The sequence below is a fragment of the Streptomyces sp. CB01635 genome (assembly GCF_002803065.1).
In the GTDB taxonomy this organism is placed as follows: domain Bacteria; phylum Actinomycetota; class Actinomycetes; order Streptomycetales; family Streptomycetaceae; genus Streptomyces.
Genome location: NZ_NNBL01000013.1, coordinates 78,422 through 94,449, shown reverse-complemented (window position 1 = coordinate 94,449; position 16,028 = coordinate 78,422). Strand labels below are relative to the sequence as shown.

The following is a 16,028-nucleotide window of genomic DNA, read 5'->3' as shown; positions in this document are numbered from 1 at the left end:
GGTCAGCTGCTTCCTTGTCGTCGGTGTGCTCAGGTCCGTTCCGGTGCCTCGGTCCGTTCGGCCGCCACGGCCTGTCCGGTCCGCGGGGCGGGCCTGTCGTCCCCCGCCGCGTCGAGGGCGGCCGGGGACAGTCGCAGCAGCGCCGTCACGGTGGCCGCGGCGAGCAGGGCGGCGGCGAACAGGAACGGGGCGCGCAGCCCAGCGGCTTCGGCGAGCGCGCCGCCGGCCACGCCGCCGAGCGGAGACACTCCGTTGACGACGAACCGGTAGCCGCCGTTGACCCGGCCGAACAGTTCGCCGGGCACCAGCGACTGCCGCAGCGAGGTGGTCACCACGGTCGCCAGTGAGATGGCGGCGCCGACGAAGGCCAGGGCGCCGGCGGCGAGCAGCGGGAGCGAGGTGAGTCCGGCGATCAGGAACGGCAACGGGCACAGCGCGAAGGCCAGTTGGAGCGTGCGGGCGCGGCCGATGGCCCGGGTGACGAGGGGGGCGAGCAGCACCCCGGCCAGGCCGCCCACGGCGAGGACGGCCAGGAGCAGGCCATAGGCGCGCTGGCTGATGTGCAGCACGTTCAGCGCGTACAGGACGGCGATGCTCAGGACCGCGACCACGGCGAAGTTGAGCGCGCCGACCAGTACGCACACGGTGCGCAGCACTCGGTGGCGCCACAGCCAGCGGATGCCGTCGGCGGTCTCGGACACCACGGCGCGCGCGGTCAGCCTGCCCGCTGCTGTCGGCGCGGGGCGGGCGCCCGACAGGCGGATGCTGAACACCAGGACCGCGGAGACGGCGAAGGACAGGGTGTCCACGGCGAACGGCACCGGCCGGCCGAGCGCGAACAGGGCGGTGCCCAGCGGCGCTCCCAGAAACTCGCTGCTCACCAGCTGACCGCCCATCAGGCGGCTGTTGGCGGAGTCCAGGGAGCCGCCGCCGGCCACGTCGGGGACGATGGCCTGCGACAGGTTCTCGGCGAGCGTCGTGATCGAGGTGAGCAGGAACGAGATGACGGCGAGGACGGTGATTCCGGCCCGGTCGGTGAGGATCAGCAGGACCAGCGCACCGGTGACCAGGACCCGGGCGACGTCGCAGATCCACAGGGTGCGCCACCGGTCGAGGCGGTCCACCAGGGCGCCGGCGAACGGCCCCACGCAGGTCCACGGCAGCTTTCCCGCCATCGCCACCAGCGCGACCGCGAAGGGGTCGTGGGTGAGGGTGGCCGCGTAGACGGCGAGGGCGGCGGTGCGGGTGCCGTCGCCGAATCCGGAGGCGGCGGTCGCCGCCCACAGGCGCCCGTACCCGTACGCGAAACGCGGCGTGCGCGGCGCCACGGGTCAGCCCTCCAGCTTCTGCTGCACCTCGTTGTGCGACATGCTCTGCACCTGCCGCACAAGGGCGGCCACCCGGTCCACGTCGATGCCTGCCTCGGCTCCCTCGGCGCGCATCAGCGTGGCGAGGGTGGCGACGGTGGGCGCCTCGACGAAGAAGTGCAGGGGAAGTTCGAGCCGGAACAGCTCACGGATGCTGGAGACGACGATGGTGGCGAGCACCGAATGGCCGCCGCGTTCGAAGAAGTCGTCGTCGACCGAGACGTCGGTGATCTCCAGGGTCTGCTCCCAGACACCGGCCAGCACGTGCTGCAGGTCGTCCGCCGGCGCCCGGCGCTCCTTTGCCGGGGCGCGGCCCGGCCGGGGCAGCGCGGCCCGGTCGATCTTGCCGTACGGGGTGAGCGGGAAGGCGTCGAGCGCGACGAAGACATCCGGGACCATCGGCGAGGGCAGCGCCGCGCGCAGATGTGTGCGCAGGGCCGGAGTGTCCGGCGCGCTCTGCCCGGGCGCCGCGGTCACATAGCCGACCAGGCGGGCGCCGCCGTCCGGGGCCGCGACGGCGAGAACGAGGGCGTCGGCGACCTGGGGGTGGGCGCGCAGCGCGGTCTCCACCTCGGCGGGTTCGACGCGGAAGCCGCGGATCTTGACCTGGTGGTCGGTGCGGCCGAGGAACTCCAGGGTCCCGTCGGGGCGCCAGCGGGCCCGGTCACCGGTGCGGTAGACGCGGGCGCCGGGGACGAAGGGGTGCGGGACGTAGACCTCGGCGGTCTGGGCGGGGCGGCCGAGGTAGCCGCGCGCCACCTGGACGCCGCCCGCGTGGAGTTCGCCGGGAACGCCGACGGGCTGCACGCGGCCGGCGCCGTCCAGGACGTAGAGGTCGCCGCCCGGCACCGGCCGTCCGATGGGCACGGGGGATGCGGCGGGCGCGGTGACGGTGTGCTCGGCGATGTTGATGGTGGTCTCGGTCGGCCCGTAGGAGTTCACCAGGCGGATGTGCGGTACCTGGAGGAGAAGTTGGTCGGCGAGGTCGGCCGGCAGCTCCTCGCCGGCGCTGATCACCAGCCTGAGGGCGGCGGCGGCGCGCGGCAGCCCGCCGAGGCCGATGGCGGGGCGCAGCGCCGAGGGCACGAAGAAGCAGGTGGTGACGGAGTGCCGGGCGAGCACGGAGTACAGGTAGTCGACGTCGGTGCCCAGGCCCGGGGCGGCGAGCACCACGCGGCCGCCCGAACGGAGCGCGACCAGGAGTTCCCACATCGAGGTGTCGGCGCTCAACGGGGTCTTGTGCAACACGCGTTCGTCGGCGCCGAGGCCGAGGTCCGCGCACATGCCGGCCAGCCGGTTGGCCAGTCCCGCACGGGTGATGAGCACGCCCTTGGGGGCGCCGGTGGAGCCGGAGGTGTAGAGGACGTACGCGCCGCTGCCGGGCAGTTCCGGCACGTCGGGCCCGGTCGCCGGGTGGTGCGCGGTGAGGGTGGGCAGGTCCTCCACGGTGAGTACCGGCGTGCCCTCGGGCAGCCGGGCCGCGAGCCGGGTGTCGGTGAGGGTCAGGCACGGCGTGGCGTCGGCGACGATCCCGGCCAGGCGCCCCGCGGGGTGCTCACTCTCCAGCGGTACGAGGACGGCTCCCGCCTTGAGCACGGCGAGGAGGCAGACCAACAGGTCGAGGCCGCGTGGCAGCAGCAGCGCCACCCGGTCCTCGGGGCCTATGCCGCGGGCCCGCAGCAGGTGGGCCAGCCGGCCGGCCCGCTCGTCCAGTTCCCGGTAGGTGAGACGGTGCCCGGTGGCGGGGGGCGGGACGTCGGCGACGACCGCGGTGGCGTCGGGGGTGGCGAGCGCGTGGGCGTGGAAGGCGTCGAGGAGGCCGTCGCCGCCCGGGGCGGACGCGTCGCGGCCCGACCAGTGCAGGGCCAGCGTGGTGTGCTCCTCCTCGGTCAGGACCGGCAGGTCGCGTACGGCTGTGTCGCCGTCGGAGGCGATCGCGGCGGTGAGGACCTGGTGGACGGCGCGGGCGATGCGTTCGGCGGTGTCCTGGTCGAACAGGTCGAAGGAGTACGACAGCCAGCCGGTCAGGCCGCCGCCGTGCTCGGCGGGCGAGAACTCCAGGGACAGGTCGATGTCGGACCCGGTCTTGGGCAGGTTGAGCGTCTCGGCGCGCACGCCGGCCAGTTCCAGGTGGCGCAGGGGGACGTTGCGCAGCGCGAACAGGGCGCGCACCAGGGCCGAGCGGCCGCTGGTGCGTTCGCCGCCGACCTCGCGCACGATCCGCGGGAAGGGCACGTCCTGGCGGGCGAAGCCGTCGAGGCTGCTGTCGCGGGTGGCGCGCAGCAGCTCGCGGAAGGAGGCGGCGTCGTCGACGGTCACGCGCAGCGGGAGGGTGTTGACGAAGAAGCCGATGAGCGGCTCCGATTCGGGACGGGTGCGTCCGGCGACGGCGGTGCCGATGACCAGGTCCCGCGCGGCCGACCAGCGGTGCAGCACCACGGCGTACGCGGCGAGCAGCACCATGAACGGGGTCGCCTTCTCGGTGCGGCCGAGCCGGTCGGCCCGCTCGACGAGCTGGGCGTCCAGGTCGATGCGGACGGCGGCGCCGGAGAACGTCGGCCTGGCCGGTCGGGGCCGGTCGCCGGCGAGTTCCAGGGGGAGCACGCCGTCGAGCTGTTCGCGCCAGTGGGCGATCTGCCGCGCGGCCTCGTCACCGGCCAGCCATGTGTGATGGGCTGCCGCGAAGTCCGGGTACTGCACGGCGAGTTCGGGCAGGTTCGCGGGGCGCCCGGCGAGCTGGGCCGCGTACCCCTCGGTGAGTTCGTCGACGAGGACGCCGAGCGACCAGCCGTCCACGACGATGTGGTGGACGCACAGGGTCAGCAGCCAGGTGCGGCCGTCGGGGGCCTCGGGGTCGTCGGTGAGCTGCCACAGGTTGGCGCGCAGCAGCGGCGCGGCGGACAGGTCGAAGGGGCGTCGGGCGATCCGGTCGAGGAGTGCGGGCACCTCGTCGGCGCGGGCCCGGCCGCGTCCGAGCGCGACGCGCACCTCGTCGGGGGTGCCGACGACCTGCACCACGCCGTGTTCGGGGTCGGTCGCGAAGCGGGTGCGCAGCGCCTCGTGGCGGGCGACGACCGCGGCGAGGGCCCGCTCCAGCGCTTGGGTGTCCAGGTCGCCGCGCAGCCGCACCGCGATCGGCAGCAGGTAGTTCACCGCGGACGGGTCGAGCTGGTACTGGTAGTAGAGCTGCTGCTGGCCGGGGGATGCCACGTAGCGCTGGGCCTCCCCGGTGCGCGGCAGAGCCGTGACCGAGATGCCGGAGCCGGCCCTGCCGCGGGCCAGGTGGCGGGCGAGCAGGGCGCGCCGCTCGGGGCTGAGCTCTGCCACGGCGCGCTGCAGGGCGGAGGTGTCAGCGGGCAGGGTCTCGGTCATCGCTGTCCCTCCACGTCGGCCGCGACGGGGTCGAAGTCGACGATCAGTACGTCGCGGTGGCTGGGGCGGGCCGGGTCGACGGGGGCCAGGGGTGTCACGTCGTGCAGCACCTTGCGGTCGTCGACCAGGAGCTGGTCGCCGGGTTCGCCGAGGGTCACCGCGAACAGCTGGTTGCCGTCGTCGTCGTAGAGGGAGCTCTCGCCGCCACTGACGTTGGTGCGGTCGACCAGGAGCGAGGTGACGTAGGCCCCGCCGTCGCGGTGGCGGCCCTGAGGGGCGGGCCTGCCGGTCTGGTCGGGGCTGGTCACGATCCGGAACGGGTGCAGCTTGACATCCCAGAGCCGGACGCCTTCGGCCCGGGAGAACACGTCGCCGAGCAGGTGCACGACGGCGGCCGTCAGAGGGTCGGCGAGGAACGCCTCGGTGAGCGGGTCGAAGCTGCGCTGCACGCCGCCGTTGAGCGGGTTGAGGTCGCTGTCCTGGAAGTAGGGGGCATGGGGCTGCGCGGTCAGCTCGCCGGTGCGGGCGTCGAGGCGGAAGTGCCCGTAGCGCCGGTAGCGGTAGGTGCCCCCGTCCTTCATGAAGGTGTCGACGGTGAGGTCGTCCCAGTGGCGGGCGAAGCGTGCCCAGTCCTGCGGGCCGGTGCCGGTGAGCCGGCGCACCTCCGGTGCGGTCAGCAGATGGCCGCCCCATCCCGACAGGCCTGTGACGGCGGCGGTCACCGTCCGCGTCTGCGCGGCGGCCGTGGTGGTCTCGGACACGAGGTCGAGCCCCTTTCGGTGGGCGGCCGGGGACAGGGCCCCGGCGGCGGTGCGGACGGATCGCATCGGCACGCGTCGCCCAGGTGAGGCCCCGCGAGCGGTCTTTGGATGCAACAGGCCCGCACGCCGGTGCGGCAGTCAGGACATTGCCTGACTGCCGCGCGCGTCCGGGCCGACCGACCATCCCGGTAAGGGCTGCCCGAGCAGTCGGACAGGGAGGGTGACGTTGACGGCCGACGATTCGCTGACGGTGGTGACCTCGTTCGCCCAGCAGAGCCTGTGGCTGCAGCATCAGGTGGACCCCGACCGTGCTGCGTACAACATCACTGCGGCGGTACGGCTGCGCGGGCCGCTGGACAGCGCGGCGCTGGAGCGGGCGCTGAACGCGGTGGTGGCGCGGCACGAGGTGCTGCGCACGGTCTTCGACCTGGACGGCGAGGACCCGGTGCAGGTGATACGGCCGGACCGCGAACTGCGGGTCCCGGTGCTCGACGCCGGGCCCGACGACTTCCGGCGTTACGCCGACAAGGTGCTGTTCGCGCCCTTCGACCTGCGCGGCGGGCCGCTGCTGCGCCTGGAGCTGCTGCGGCTCGGACCGGAGCACCACATCGCGCTCCTGGCGCTGCACCACATCGTCACCGACGGGGCGTCCTCGGCGATCCTGCTGCAGGAGCTGTCCCACGCGTACGCCGCCGAACTGGCCGGGGTGGAGCCCCTGTGGGAAGAACTGCCCATCCAGTACGCCGACTTCGCGGTGTGGCAGCGTGACGCGCTCAGCGGCGCCGCCCTCGATGAGCTGACCGGGCACTGGACGCGGACCCTGGCGGGCGCCGAGCCGCTCGCGCTGCCCGCCGACCGGGAGCGGGACGCCGACGATTCCGGGCACGCCGCCGTGCACCACTTCACCCTGCCCGCCGCACTCACGACACGCCTCGAGGATCTTGCCCGCGCCGAGCGGGCCACGCTGTTCATGGTGCTGCTCGCCGGACTCGACGCGCTGCTCGCACGCTACTGCGGGCAGGAGGACATCACGGTCGTCTCCCCCATGGCCGGCCGCGGCCGCCCGGAACTGGAGGGGCTGATCGGCTACTTCGTCAATCCGCTGCTGCTGCGCACCCAGGTGTCCGGCACTGCGGGCTTCGCCGCGCTGGTGGGCCGGACCCGCGACACCTGCCTGGACGCCTTCGACCGCGAGGAGCTGCCCTTCGAGCAGGCCGTCGACGTGCTGCGCGGGCACGGCGGCCCCGGCGCCGAGGGCTTGCGCTCGCAGGTGATGCTGGTGCTGCAGAACACGCGGCCGAGCCACTGGCACAGCGCCGGCATCGACTTCGAACTGATCCCCGCCGACACGTCGACCGCCAAGTCGGACCTGGTGCTCGAGGTACGCCCCGACGCGGACGGCGGCTGCACGGCCGCCCTCGAGTACCGCACCGGCCTGTACGACGCCGCGACCGCCGACCGCGTCGCCCGCCACTTCGCCGCCATCCTGGAGGCGGCCTGCGAGCGGCCCGACGAGCCCCTGTCGCAGCTGCTGGCAACCGCCGTCCCCGACGGGGAGATCCCCGCGGTGCGCGGTGGCGCCGCGCACGGCGAAGCTCCCGCCGCGACCGAGTACGTCGCGCCCCGCACCCCGCTCGAGGAGGAGGTCGCCGGGATCTGGTCGGCGCTCCTCGGCACGGAACGCGTCGGCGTGCACGACAACTTCTTCGACCTGGGCGGCCAGTCACTGCTCGCGGTGCGGCTCGCGGCCAGGCTGCGGGACGAGTTCGGCGTCGAGATGACGGTGCGCGACCTCTACGCCGACTTCACGCTCGAGGCGGTCACCTGGGCCGTACTGCAGCGGATGACGGCCGACGAGGAACAGGCGCCCGCCTGAGCGATCGCCGTCCGATCCACACCACCCAGCGGACCCACGGATTTTGGAGAGACATGTTGAGTGCGGCGGTTCTGTGCTTCGCGCCCGCCGGTGCGGGAGCGAGCTTCTTCCACCCGTGGCTGGGGCAGCGCGAGGACCTTACGGTGCTCCCGGTCGAACTGCCCGGCCGGGAGAAGCGGTTCGCCGAGCCGGAGTGCACCGAGCTCGGCGCCCTGATGGACGCGGTCCTGCCCGCCCTGCGGTCCGCGACGGCCGGTTTCGACAAGGTCGCCGTCCTCGGACACAGCTTCGGCGCGCTGCTCGCCTACGAGGCGACGCGCGCGCTCGCCGCGGAACGGGACGGGCTGACGCTGGTGGCCTCCGGCGCGACGTGGCCGGGCACACTGCGCCGCGGGCGGATCACCGGCCTGGCCGACGACGAGTTCATCGCAGGTATCCACACGATCGCCGGATACCGCCACCCGGCCCTGGACGAGCCGGAGTTGCGCGATCTGGTGCTGCCGCCGCTGCGCACCGACGTGGCGATGCACGAGAACTACGCGTACGTCGAGCGTGAGCCCCTCGACGTGCCGGTCCTCGCGGTACGCGGTGACGCCGACCGGCTGGTGTCGGCCGACGACCTCACCGAGTGGGAGCGGGTCACCACCGGCACGGTGACCGTCGCGGAGCTCACCGGTGCCCATATGTATCTGGTGGAGGAGTGGCCCGCGCTGCTCGACCTGCTCGCCGGGCAGCTCCTCGGCGACGGGACGCCGTCATGAGCGGACGGCTCACGGGCCGGACCGCGATCGTCACCGGCGCCGGGCGGGGCGTCGGGCGTGCCTGCGCCACGGCGTTCGCCGCGCAGGGCGCCGACCTGGTCCTGGTCGACATCGCCGCCGACCTCCCGCACGTCCCCTACCCCGCGGCCACCCCGAGCCAGCTCGACCACACCGCCCGGCTGTGCCGCGAGCAGGGGGCCGCCGTGCTCACCGCACGCGCCGACGTGCGGGACGCGGCGGCCTGCGAGCGGGTGGTGGCCGATGCCGTGGACCGCTTCGGTTCACTGGACGTGCTGGTCAACAACGCGGGGATCGCGGGTCCTTCGGGCCGGATCGTGCACGAGGTCACCGAGGACGAGTGGGCGGTGATGATCGACGTCAACCTCAACGGCGCCTGGCGGATGCTGAAGGCCGCGGGGGCGTCGATGGTGGCGGCCCGCTCCGGCTCCATCGTCAACATCGCCTCCACCGCCGGTCTGGTGGGGTACCGCAACTTCGCCGGCTACGTGGCGTCCAAGCACGGCCTGGTCGGCCTGACGAAGGCCGCCGCCCTCGACTACGCGCCGTACCGGGTGCGGGTGAACGCGGTCTGCCCCGGCTCGGTGCGCGACGGCGAGGAGTGGGAGGGCCGGATGCTGGTGGAGATCGGCCGCAGTATCGGGATCGAACCGGCCGACCACGAAGCCGAGTTCATCACGCAGATGCCCATGAACACGCTGGTGGAGGCGGACGATGTGGCGGGGGCCGCCCTGTGGCTCGCCTCCGAGGAGTCCCGTCACTCCACCGGCGGTGTGATCACCGTCGACGCCGGCTACAGCGCCCGTTGACCCGGACCGGTCAGGAGACGCCCGTGTCGTCCAACTCCCCTTCGGTCGCCGCCCGGCACGCCGCCGTGTACGCGGTCGCCCCCGGATACTCGGCCGAGGACTGCCGCGCCGCGCTCGCCGGCGCCCCGTGGCCCGGCCCCGGCAGGTTGCGCCTGTGGGCCGAGCCGGTGCCCGCCCCCTCGGACAGCCCCGCTGCCCTGCGTCGCCGCACCCGCGAGCTGCACGGCCGTCACGGGGGCGACGGGGTTCACGGTGTTCGGCTCACTCTGCTCGAATACGCCGACGGGGTACGGGATCTGGTGGCCGTGACCGGCCCCGGCGACGACGGCCCCGACCTCCTGGACCGTGCCGCGCTGGCCGCCCTCGGCCCGGCGCTGCCCCTGGCCCGCTCGGGATCCCCTTCGGATTCGGACCCCGGGTGCCGGGAGGTGCCGGTCCCGGGGCTCGGCGCGGGCGGGGCCATGGCCACGGCCGCGGACCTGGCGGCGGCTCTGCTCCTGATCGCCGCCAGGACGCGGGCGCAGGACGAGCCGGTCCTGGACGTCGCCGTCCACACCACCGACGGGGTGCGCCGCGTCTCGCTCTGCGTGGCCGTGTCGGACGAGGACCAGCCGGTGTCCGCCTACCGGGCCTGGGTGCGCGAGCAGGCGGAGCGGCCGGGTGCCCAGGACGGCGGCGGCGGGCCGCGGCTCGCCCTCGATGTGGACCTCCGGCCGCGGGCCGTGCCCGCGGTGCGGCGGCTGCCCGCGCTGGACGCCCGCCACCCGGTCACCGTGCGGGTCACCGCCTCCGACGCGGACGGCACCCCGCAGGTGCACTGCTGGACCCTGCCCGGAACGCCCGCGGACCAGCTGCCGACAGACTTTGAGCAGCAACTTGCCCTGGTGGCACACCAGTTGCTGTGCGGGGACCAGAATCTCCCGCTGGCCGACATCGCGTTGCACGAGCCGGCCGAGCGAGCCCGCATCCTGGATCTCGGCCGCACCCCGCGCGCCGCGGACAGCGGGCCGCGCCGCATCGACCAGCTGGTCCGGGACCGCGCCGAGCAGACCCCGGACGCCGTCGCCCTGAGAGACCCGCAGGGCGAGCACACCTGGACGTACCGCGAACTCGTCGACAGGAGCGACCGGTTCGCCGCCGCTCTGCGAGGGCTCGGTGTGCGCCCGGGCGACCGCGTCGGGGTGTGCCTGGACCGTTCGGCACAGCTGGTGTCGGTGCTCCTCGCGGTGATGACGGCGGGCGCCGCCTACGTACCGCTGGACCCCACCTATCCGGCCGACCGCCTGGCCTACACCGCCGACGACGCGGGCCTGTCCCTGGTGGTGGTCGAGGACGGCGGCAAGGACGACGGCAACGCCTTCGCCGACCACGCCACCGTGACCCTGCCACGCCTGCGGGAACTCGCCGCCGGACAGGGCGCGTGGGAGGAGCCCGGCACGGTGGGGCCGGACGATCCGGCGTACATCATCTACACGTCGGGCTCCACCGGGCGCCCCAAGGGCGTCGTCGTGCCGCACCGCAACGTGGGGCGCCTCCTGGATGCCACGGCCGACGACTTCCGCCTGGGCCCGCAGGACGTGTGGACGTGGTTCCACTCGGCGGCGTTCGACTTCTCGGTCTGGGAGATCTGGGGCGCTCTGGGCACCGGCGGGCGCCTGGTCGTCGTGCCGTACTGGACCTGCCGCTCCCCCGAGGACTTCCGCGCGCTGCTCCTCGATGAACGGGTGACGGTGCTCAACCAGACCCCGTCGGCCTTCTCCCGGCTGCTGCCCCTGGAGCGCACGGCGCCGACGCCGCTCGCCCTGCGGCTCGTCGTCTTCGGCGGGGAGCCGCTCGACGCCCGCGCCCTGCTCCCGTGGTTCGACACGCATCCGGAGTCCGCGTGCCGGATGGTCAACATGTTCGGCATCACGGAGACCACCGTGCACGTGACGGCCCAGACCGTCACCCGCGCCGACGCCCTCGCCTCCTCGCAGTCGGTGGGCCGCGCGCTGCCCGGCTGGAGCGTGCGGGTCCTCGACGCACGCGGCAGGCTGGTGCAGCCCGGCTGCGTGGGCGAGATAGCGGTCGGCGGGGACGGCCTCGCCCTTGAGTACCTGGGACGGCCCGAGCTGACCGCCGAGCGGTTCGTACCCGACCCGGACGGCGAAGGCCGCCTCTACCTCAGCGGCGACAAGGGCCGGCAGCTGCCCGACGGCCGCCTGGAGCACTTGGGCCGCCTCGACAGCCAGGTCAAGCTGCGCGGTCACCGCATCGAACTCGACGAGATCCGCTCGGTGCTGCTCACCCACCCCTCGGTGCGTGCCGCGGCGGTCGTACTGACCCGCCCCACGGACGCGAACGGCGAGGACGCCACCCTCGACGCGTACGCCGTACTGGACGGGGCCGATGCCCGCGAGGTCCGCCGGCACGCCGCCCGGCTGCTGCCCGAGTACATGGTGCCCGCCACCGTCACCCCGCTCGCCGAGCTGCCGCTCACCGTGAACGGGAAGGTGGACGTGGCCGCGCTGCCCGTGCCCCGGGCCGCCGGCGGTGAACTCCCTTGTGTGGCGGACGAGTCCGCACAGGGCACGCTGGCCGCCGTGCTCGCCGCCTGGCACACCGCGTTCGGCGAACAGGTCGCGGGCGGCGACGACTTCTTCGAGCTGGGCGGCAACTCATTGCGCGCGCTGCGCGTCGTGCACCTGCTGCGGGACGCGGGCGTCCGTGTCGACGTGCGCGACGTGTACCGGCTGCGCACCCCGTCGGCAATGGCCGAGGCCGCCTCCACGGCGCCCGCCGAGGCGGCGAGGACGGCCTGACCGGGCCGTGTAAGGGCTTTGCCCGACTGTCCGGGATGCCACCGGCGGCGGGATGTTCGAGACCTGACACCGATTCGAGGAGTGTTCATGAGCAAGGTCGCGGTCCTCACCAATGACCTTCAGTACGACCTGGTGAACAAGAACCAGGAGCGCATCGACGCCGTGGCGGAGGCCACCCCCAGCTTCTCGGGCTTCCTCAAGGACATGCGCCAGCGCGGCCACCACGTGCTGCACCTGCAGCTGATCAACAAGGCGGACGACCCGGTCGCCGAGCGGTACGAGGGCGGCCGACTGCCCGCGCAGAAGGGCACCCAGGGCGCCGAGATCCTGCCCGTCTTCCTGGACGACACCGACATCCTCGTCGAGAAGAACAAGGACAGCGGCTTCTACGAGACGGACCTGCACGAGCGGCTGCAGGCCCTCGGCGTCGAGACCGTCATCGTGACCGGCATGCAGGGCCAGATCTGCGTGCAGACCACGGCCGCCGACGCGTTCTTCCGCGGCTACAACGTCTGGGTCCCCAGCGACTGCGTCGTCTCGGCCCAGGAGCACGACAAGGTGCGCGCCCTGGACTGGCTGGACGGCTACTGCGCGACCGTGGCGCCGTCCGATGAGATCGTCCGCGTCCTCGACGCCGACGGCGACCTGCCGCGCAAGGTGTTCCGCACCCCCTGAGCCTCGGTCCGCGAACCCGCGACCGGCCTCGCCGGCGGGCGGCGCCCCTCCCCGCGCCGCCCCCTCATCACCCCGCCTCACCCCGCTTCAGCCGCCCCCTCATCCGCGTACGTCTTCGACCCCACCGGGAGTCACGTTGCCGACGGCCACGACGTCCTTGCTGGACCAGGAAATCGTCCTTGACCACGGGACCGGGGCCCGGCTCAGCCGGGAACTCGTCGAGTTCGTCGTGGAGGTGCTCGGGGACGTCTACCTCGGCGAGATGGAGGACAGCGCCATCCTCCCGCCGCTGAACGGCGCTCTCGCCATGACCACCGACTCCTTCGTGGTGGACCCGCCGTTCTTCGGCAACGGCGACATCGGCAAGATCGCGGTGTGCGGCACCGTCAACGACCTCGCGGTGGCCGGCGCCGAGCCCCGCTACCTCACCCTGGCGATGATCCTGGAGAGCGGGTTCCCGCTCTCCGGGCTGCACCGCGCTCTGGAGTCCGTCCGGGACACCGCGCGCGAGGCGGGCATCAAGATCGTCGCCGGTGACACCAAGGTCGTCGGGGAGGGCGAGGCCGACGGCATCTTCCTCAACACCACCGGCGTCGGCGTCTTCACCTCCCCGCCCAAGCGCATGAAGGACGTGGCCGTAGGCGACAAGATCCTGCTCAGCGGCCCCATCGGCGACCACACCATCCATCTCCTCTCGGTGCGCGAGGGCCTCGGCTTCGAGAAGAACGTGCTCAGCGACTGCGCCCCGCTGAACAACATGATCGACACGGTCCGCGGCGCGGTGCCCGAGTCCGCGGTGCGCTCCATGCGCGACGTGACGCGCGGCGGCCTCAACGCGGTGCTCCACGAGTACGCCTCCGCCCTCGGCCACGCCGTACGGGTCGAGGAGGAGGCGCTGCCGATCAGCTTCGAGACGGCGATGGCCGCGGACATGCTCGGCATCAACCCGATCAACTGCGCCAACGAGGGCTGTCTGGCGCTGTTCGTGGCGCCCGAGCACGCGGACGAGGTCCTGCGCGTGCTGCGCAGCCACCCCTACGGCAAGGACGCCGTCATCGTCGGCGAGGTCACCGCACGCCCGGAGCCGGTCGTGGAGATGGCCGGCAAGGACGGCCGGATCCAGGAGATCGAGGAACTGCAGGGCGCCGAGCTTCCCCGGCTGTGCTGATCCGAGGACCCGAGGAGGAGTCATGGCAGAGACCGAGCAGTGGCTGATCCGGGTGACCGGGGTGGTGCAGGGCGTGGGCTACCGGCCCTTCGTGCACACCCTGGCCACCGGCCTGGGCCTGAGGGGCTGGGTTCTCAACGACACGCTGGGCGTCCAGACCGAGGTGTCCGGCGGGGCCGGCGAACTCGCGGAATTCGCGGGGGCGCTCAAGGACCGCGCCCCCCTGCTCGCCCGCGTCGAAGAGGTGCGCGTGGAGTCGCGGACGCCCCGGGCCGGCGGTGACCTGCCGACAGGCTTCGAGATCCGGGAGAGCCGGCGCACCGGGCGGGCGAACACCATCGTCGCCCCGGACTCGCACGTGTGCGACGACTGTCTGCGCGAGGTCCTCGACCCCGCCGACCGCCGGTTCCGCTACCCGTTCACCAACTGCACCCACTGCGGGCCCCGTTACTCCCTGATCAAGGGCCTGCCCTACGACCGTGAGAAGACCACGATGGCCGTCTTCGCGATGTGCGAGGACTGCCGCGCCGAGTATGTGAACCCCGCGGACCGCCGCTACCACGCGCAGCCCACCGCCTGCCCGCGGTGCGGCCCGAAGGTGACCCTGTCCGCGCCCGACGGGGTGGTGGCCGAGGCCGAAGAGGCGCTGACGCGCACCATCAGGGCGCTCGCCGACGGCCAGATCGTCGCCGTCAAGAGCGTCGGCGGGTTCCACCTCGCGGTGAACGCGCGTGACGCGGCGGCCGTGGCCCGACTGCGGCGCCGCAAGAAGCGGGACTCCAAGCCGTTCGCGGTGATGGCCGCGGGCCTCGCCGAGACGGCCGGGATCGCCCACATCACGGACGCCGAGCGGGAGTTGCTGCGTTCCCCGGCCCGCCCCATCGTGCTGCTGCGCAAGCTGCCGGGCGCACTGCCCGAGGAGGTCGCCCCGCGCAACCCGAACCTCGGTGTGATGCTGCCGTCGGCTCCGCTGCACCAACTGCTTCTCGACCGGCCGGAGTCGGATGTCCTCGTGATGACCAGCGGGAACATCTCCGGCCAGCCGATCGCGTACCGCAACGAGGACGCGCTGGCCGAGCTGTTCGAGGTCGCCGACCTGATCCTGCACCACGACCGGGACATCCACGTACGCGTCGACGACTCGGTGGTGCGCAGCTCCGTGCACCCGGCCCTGGACGAGCCGATCATCACGTTCCTGCGGCGCTCGCGCGGCTACGCCCCCTACCCGGTGAAGGTCGACGACATCGCCGGACCGGTCATCGCGTACGGCGCGGAGCTCAAGACCACGGTCGCGCTCGGCGACGGCAACGAGGTCTACGTCAGCCAGCACATCGGCGACCTGAAGAACGACGAGACCTACGCCTCGCACCGCGAGGCCGCGGCCCACCTCGCCGAACTGTACGAGCTGAAGCCCCGTCACGCCGCCTGCGACCTGCACCCCGCCTTCAAGGCCCGGGTGCTGGCCGGGACCGACCGGCCCGACGACGTCGTCGAGGTCCAGCACCACCATGCCCACATGGCGTCCTGCATGGCCGAGAACCGGCTCAGCGGACCCACCATCGGCGTCGTCTTCGACGGCGCCGGCTACGGCGAGGACGGCACCATCTGGGGCGGCGAGTTCCTCGTCGGCGACTTCGCCTCGGTGCGCCGGGCGGCCCATCTGCGGCCGGTCCCGCTGCTCGGCGGCGACAAGGCGGTGGCCGAGCCGGTGCGCACCGGATACGCGCTCGCGCTGCAGGCACTCGGCTCCCCCGAGCGGGCCGTCGCCGCGTTCCCCGCGCTGGAGATCCTCGACGACCGCAAGCGCACCGTGTTCGCGACCATGGCCGAACGCGGCATCCAGGCCCCGCCGGTGTCCAGCATGGGACGGCTCTTCGACGCGGTGGCCGCCCTGCTCGGCGTGTGCGCCTACGCCGAGTACGAGGCACACGGCCCGATCGAACTGGAGGGGCTGCTGGGCCGCGACCTCGCCCTGACCGCGCCCTACGCCTTCGGACTCCAGCAGGAGGGCGACACCGAGCTCGTCGACCCGAGGCCGCTCGTGCGGGCGATCGCCGCGGACCTCGCACGCGGCACCGGCGTCACCGACATCAGCCGGCGCTTCCACTCCACGGTGGTCGACATGGTCGTCAAGCGGTGCAGCGCGCTGCGCGAACGCACCGGCATCCGCCAAGTGGTGCTCTCCGGCGGCGTCTTCCTCAACGAGTTCCTTCAGGTCAACTGCCTCGTGGAGCTGCGCAGGGCGGGCTTCGACGCCCATGCGCACCGCCTGGTGCCCACCAACGACGGCGGTATCGCGCTCGGCCAGGTGATGGTCGCGAACGCACGCCTGCGTGACAGCCCGGACAGCACAGACAGCCCGGACACCCCGAACCCCGGCACGAACGAATGCCGCTGACCCGCTCCACCGACGACGGAGG

The 16,028-nt window shown here is 73.2% G+C and carries 10 protein-coding genes; 7 read left to right on the top strand and 3 right to left on the bottom strand.

Annotated elements, in window-relative coordinates; genetic code table 11:
• Positions 1 to 29: 29 nt before the first annotated feature.
• The 3 genes from CG723_RS27685 to CG723_RS27675 are packed head-to-tail and all read right to left on the bottom strand — an operon-like array spanning position 30 to position 5,500.
• Positions 30 to 1,328 (bottom strand): MFS transporter, encoded by a 1,299-nt coding sequence (locus tag CG723_RS27685; protein ID WP_100596231.1) that lies wholly within the window; start codon positions 1,326 to 1,328, stop codon positions 30 to 32.
• Between the two features lie 3 nt (positions 1,329 to 1,331).
• Positions 1,332 to 4,739 (bottom strand): non-ribosomal peptide synthetase, encoded by a 3,408-nt coding sequence (locus CG723_RS27680; protein WP_100596230.1) that lies wholly within the window; start codon positions 4,737 to 4,739, stop codon positions 1,332 to 1,334.
• Positions 4,736 to 5,500 (bottom strand): 2OG-Fe dioxygenase family protein, encoded by a 765-nt coding sequence (locus tag CG723_RS27675; protein WP_234374546.1) that lies wholly within the window; start codon positions 5,498 to 5,500, stop codon positions 4,736 to 4,738. Before CG723_RS27675 ends, CG723_RS27680 begins: the two co-directional genes overlap by 4 nt.
• A 226-nt stretch (positions 5,501 to 5,726) precedes the next feature.
• On the opposite strand from CG723_RS27675, the gene CG723_RS27670 reads away from it, so the two are divergent.
• The 7 genes from CG723_RS27670 to hypF all read left to right on the top strand — a co-directional run bounded on the left by CG723_RS27670 (position 5,727) and on the right by hypF (position 16,006).
• Positions 5,727 to 7,376: a condensation domain-containing protein gene (locus CG723_RS27670; RefSeq protein ID WP_159032557.1), complete on the top strand. Its 1,650-nt coding sequence runs from the start codon at positions 5,727 to 5,729 to the stop codon at positions 7,374 to 7,376.
• Between the two features lie 53 nt (positions 7,377 to 7,429).
• Positions 7,430 to 8,137 carry a thioesterase II family protein gene (locus tag CG723_RS27665; RefSeq protein WP_100596227.1) on the top strand — a complete coding sequence of 236 codons (708 nt, stop codon included), beginning with the start codon at positions 7,430 to 7,432 and terminating at the stop codon, positions 8,135 to 8,137.
• Complete coding sequence (locus CG723_RS27660) at positions 8,134 to 8,964, top strand: SDR family oxidoreductase (protein ID WP_100596226.1); 831 nt, start codon at positions 8,134 to 8,136, stop codon at positions 8,962 to 8,964. The genes CG723_RS27665 and CG723_RS27660 overlap by 4 nt, the downstream gene beginning before the upstream one ends.
• A gap of 23 nt (positions 8,965 to 8,987) precedes the next feature.
• Positions 8,988 to 11,765, top strand: a complete 2,778-nt coding sequence (locus CG723_RS27655; protein ID WP_234374545.1) for an amino acid adenylation domain-containing protein — start codon at positions 8,988 to 8,990, stop codon at positions 11,763 to 11,765.
• Between the two features lie 87 nt (positions 11,766 to 11,852).
• Positions 11,853 to 12,440: an isochorismatase family cysteine hydrolase gene (locus CG723_RS27650; RefSeq protein WP_100596225.1), complete on the top strand. Its 588-nt coding sequence runs from the start codon at positions 11,853 to 11,855 to the stop codon at positions 12,438 to 12,440.
• Between the two features lie 136 nt (positions 12,441 to 12,576).
• Positions 12,577 to 13,608, top strand: coding sequence for a hydrogenase expression/formation protein HypE (gene hypE, locus CG723_RS27645; RefSeq protein WP_234374544.1), 1,032 nt, complete (start codon positions 12,577 to 12,579; stop codon positions 13,606 to 13,608).
• A gap of 22 nt (positions 13,609 to 13,630) precedes the next feature.
• Positions 13,631 to 16,006 carry a carbamoyltransferase HypF gene (gene hypF / locus CG723_RS27640; protein WP_100596224.1) on the top strand — a complete coding sequence of 792 codons (2,376 nt, stop codon included), beginning with the start codon at positions 13,631 to 13,633 and terminating at the stop codon, positions 16,004 to 16,006.
• Positions 16,007 to 16,028 lie beyond the last annotated feature (22 nt).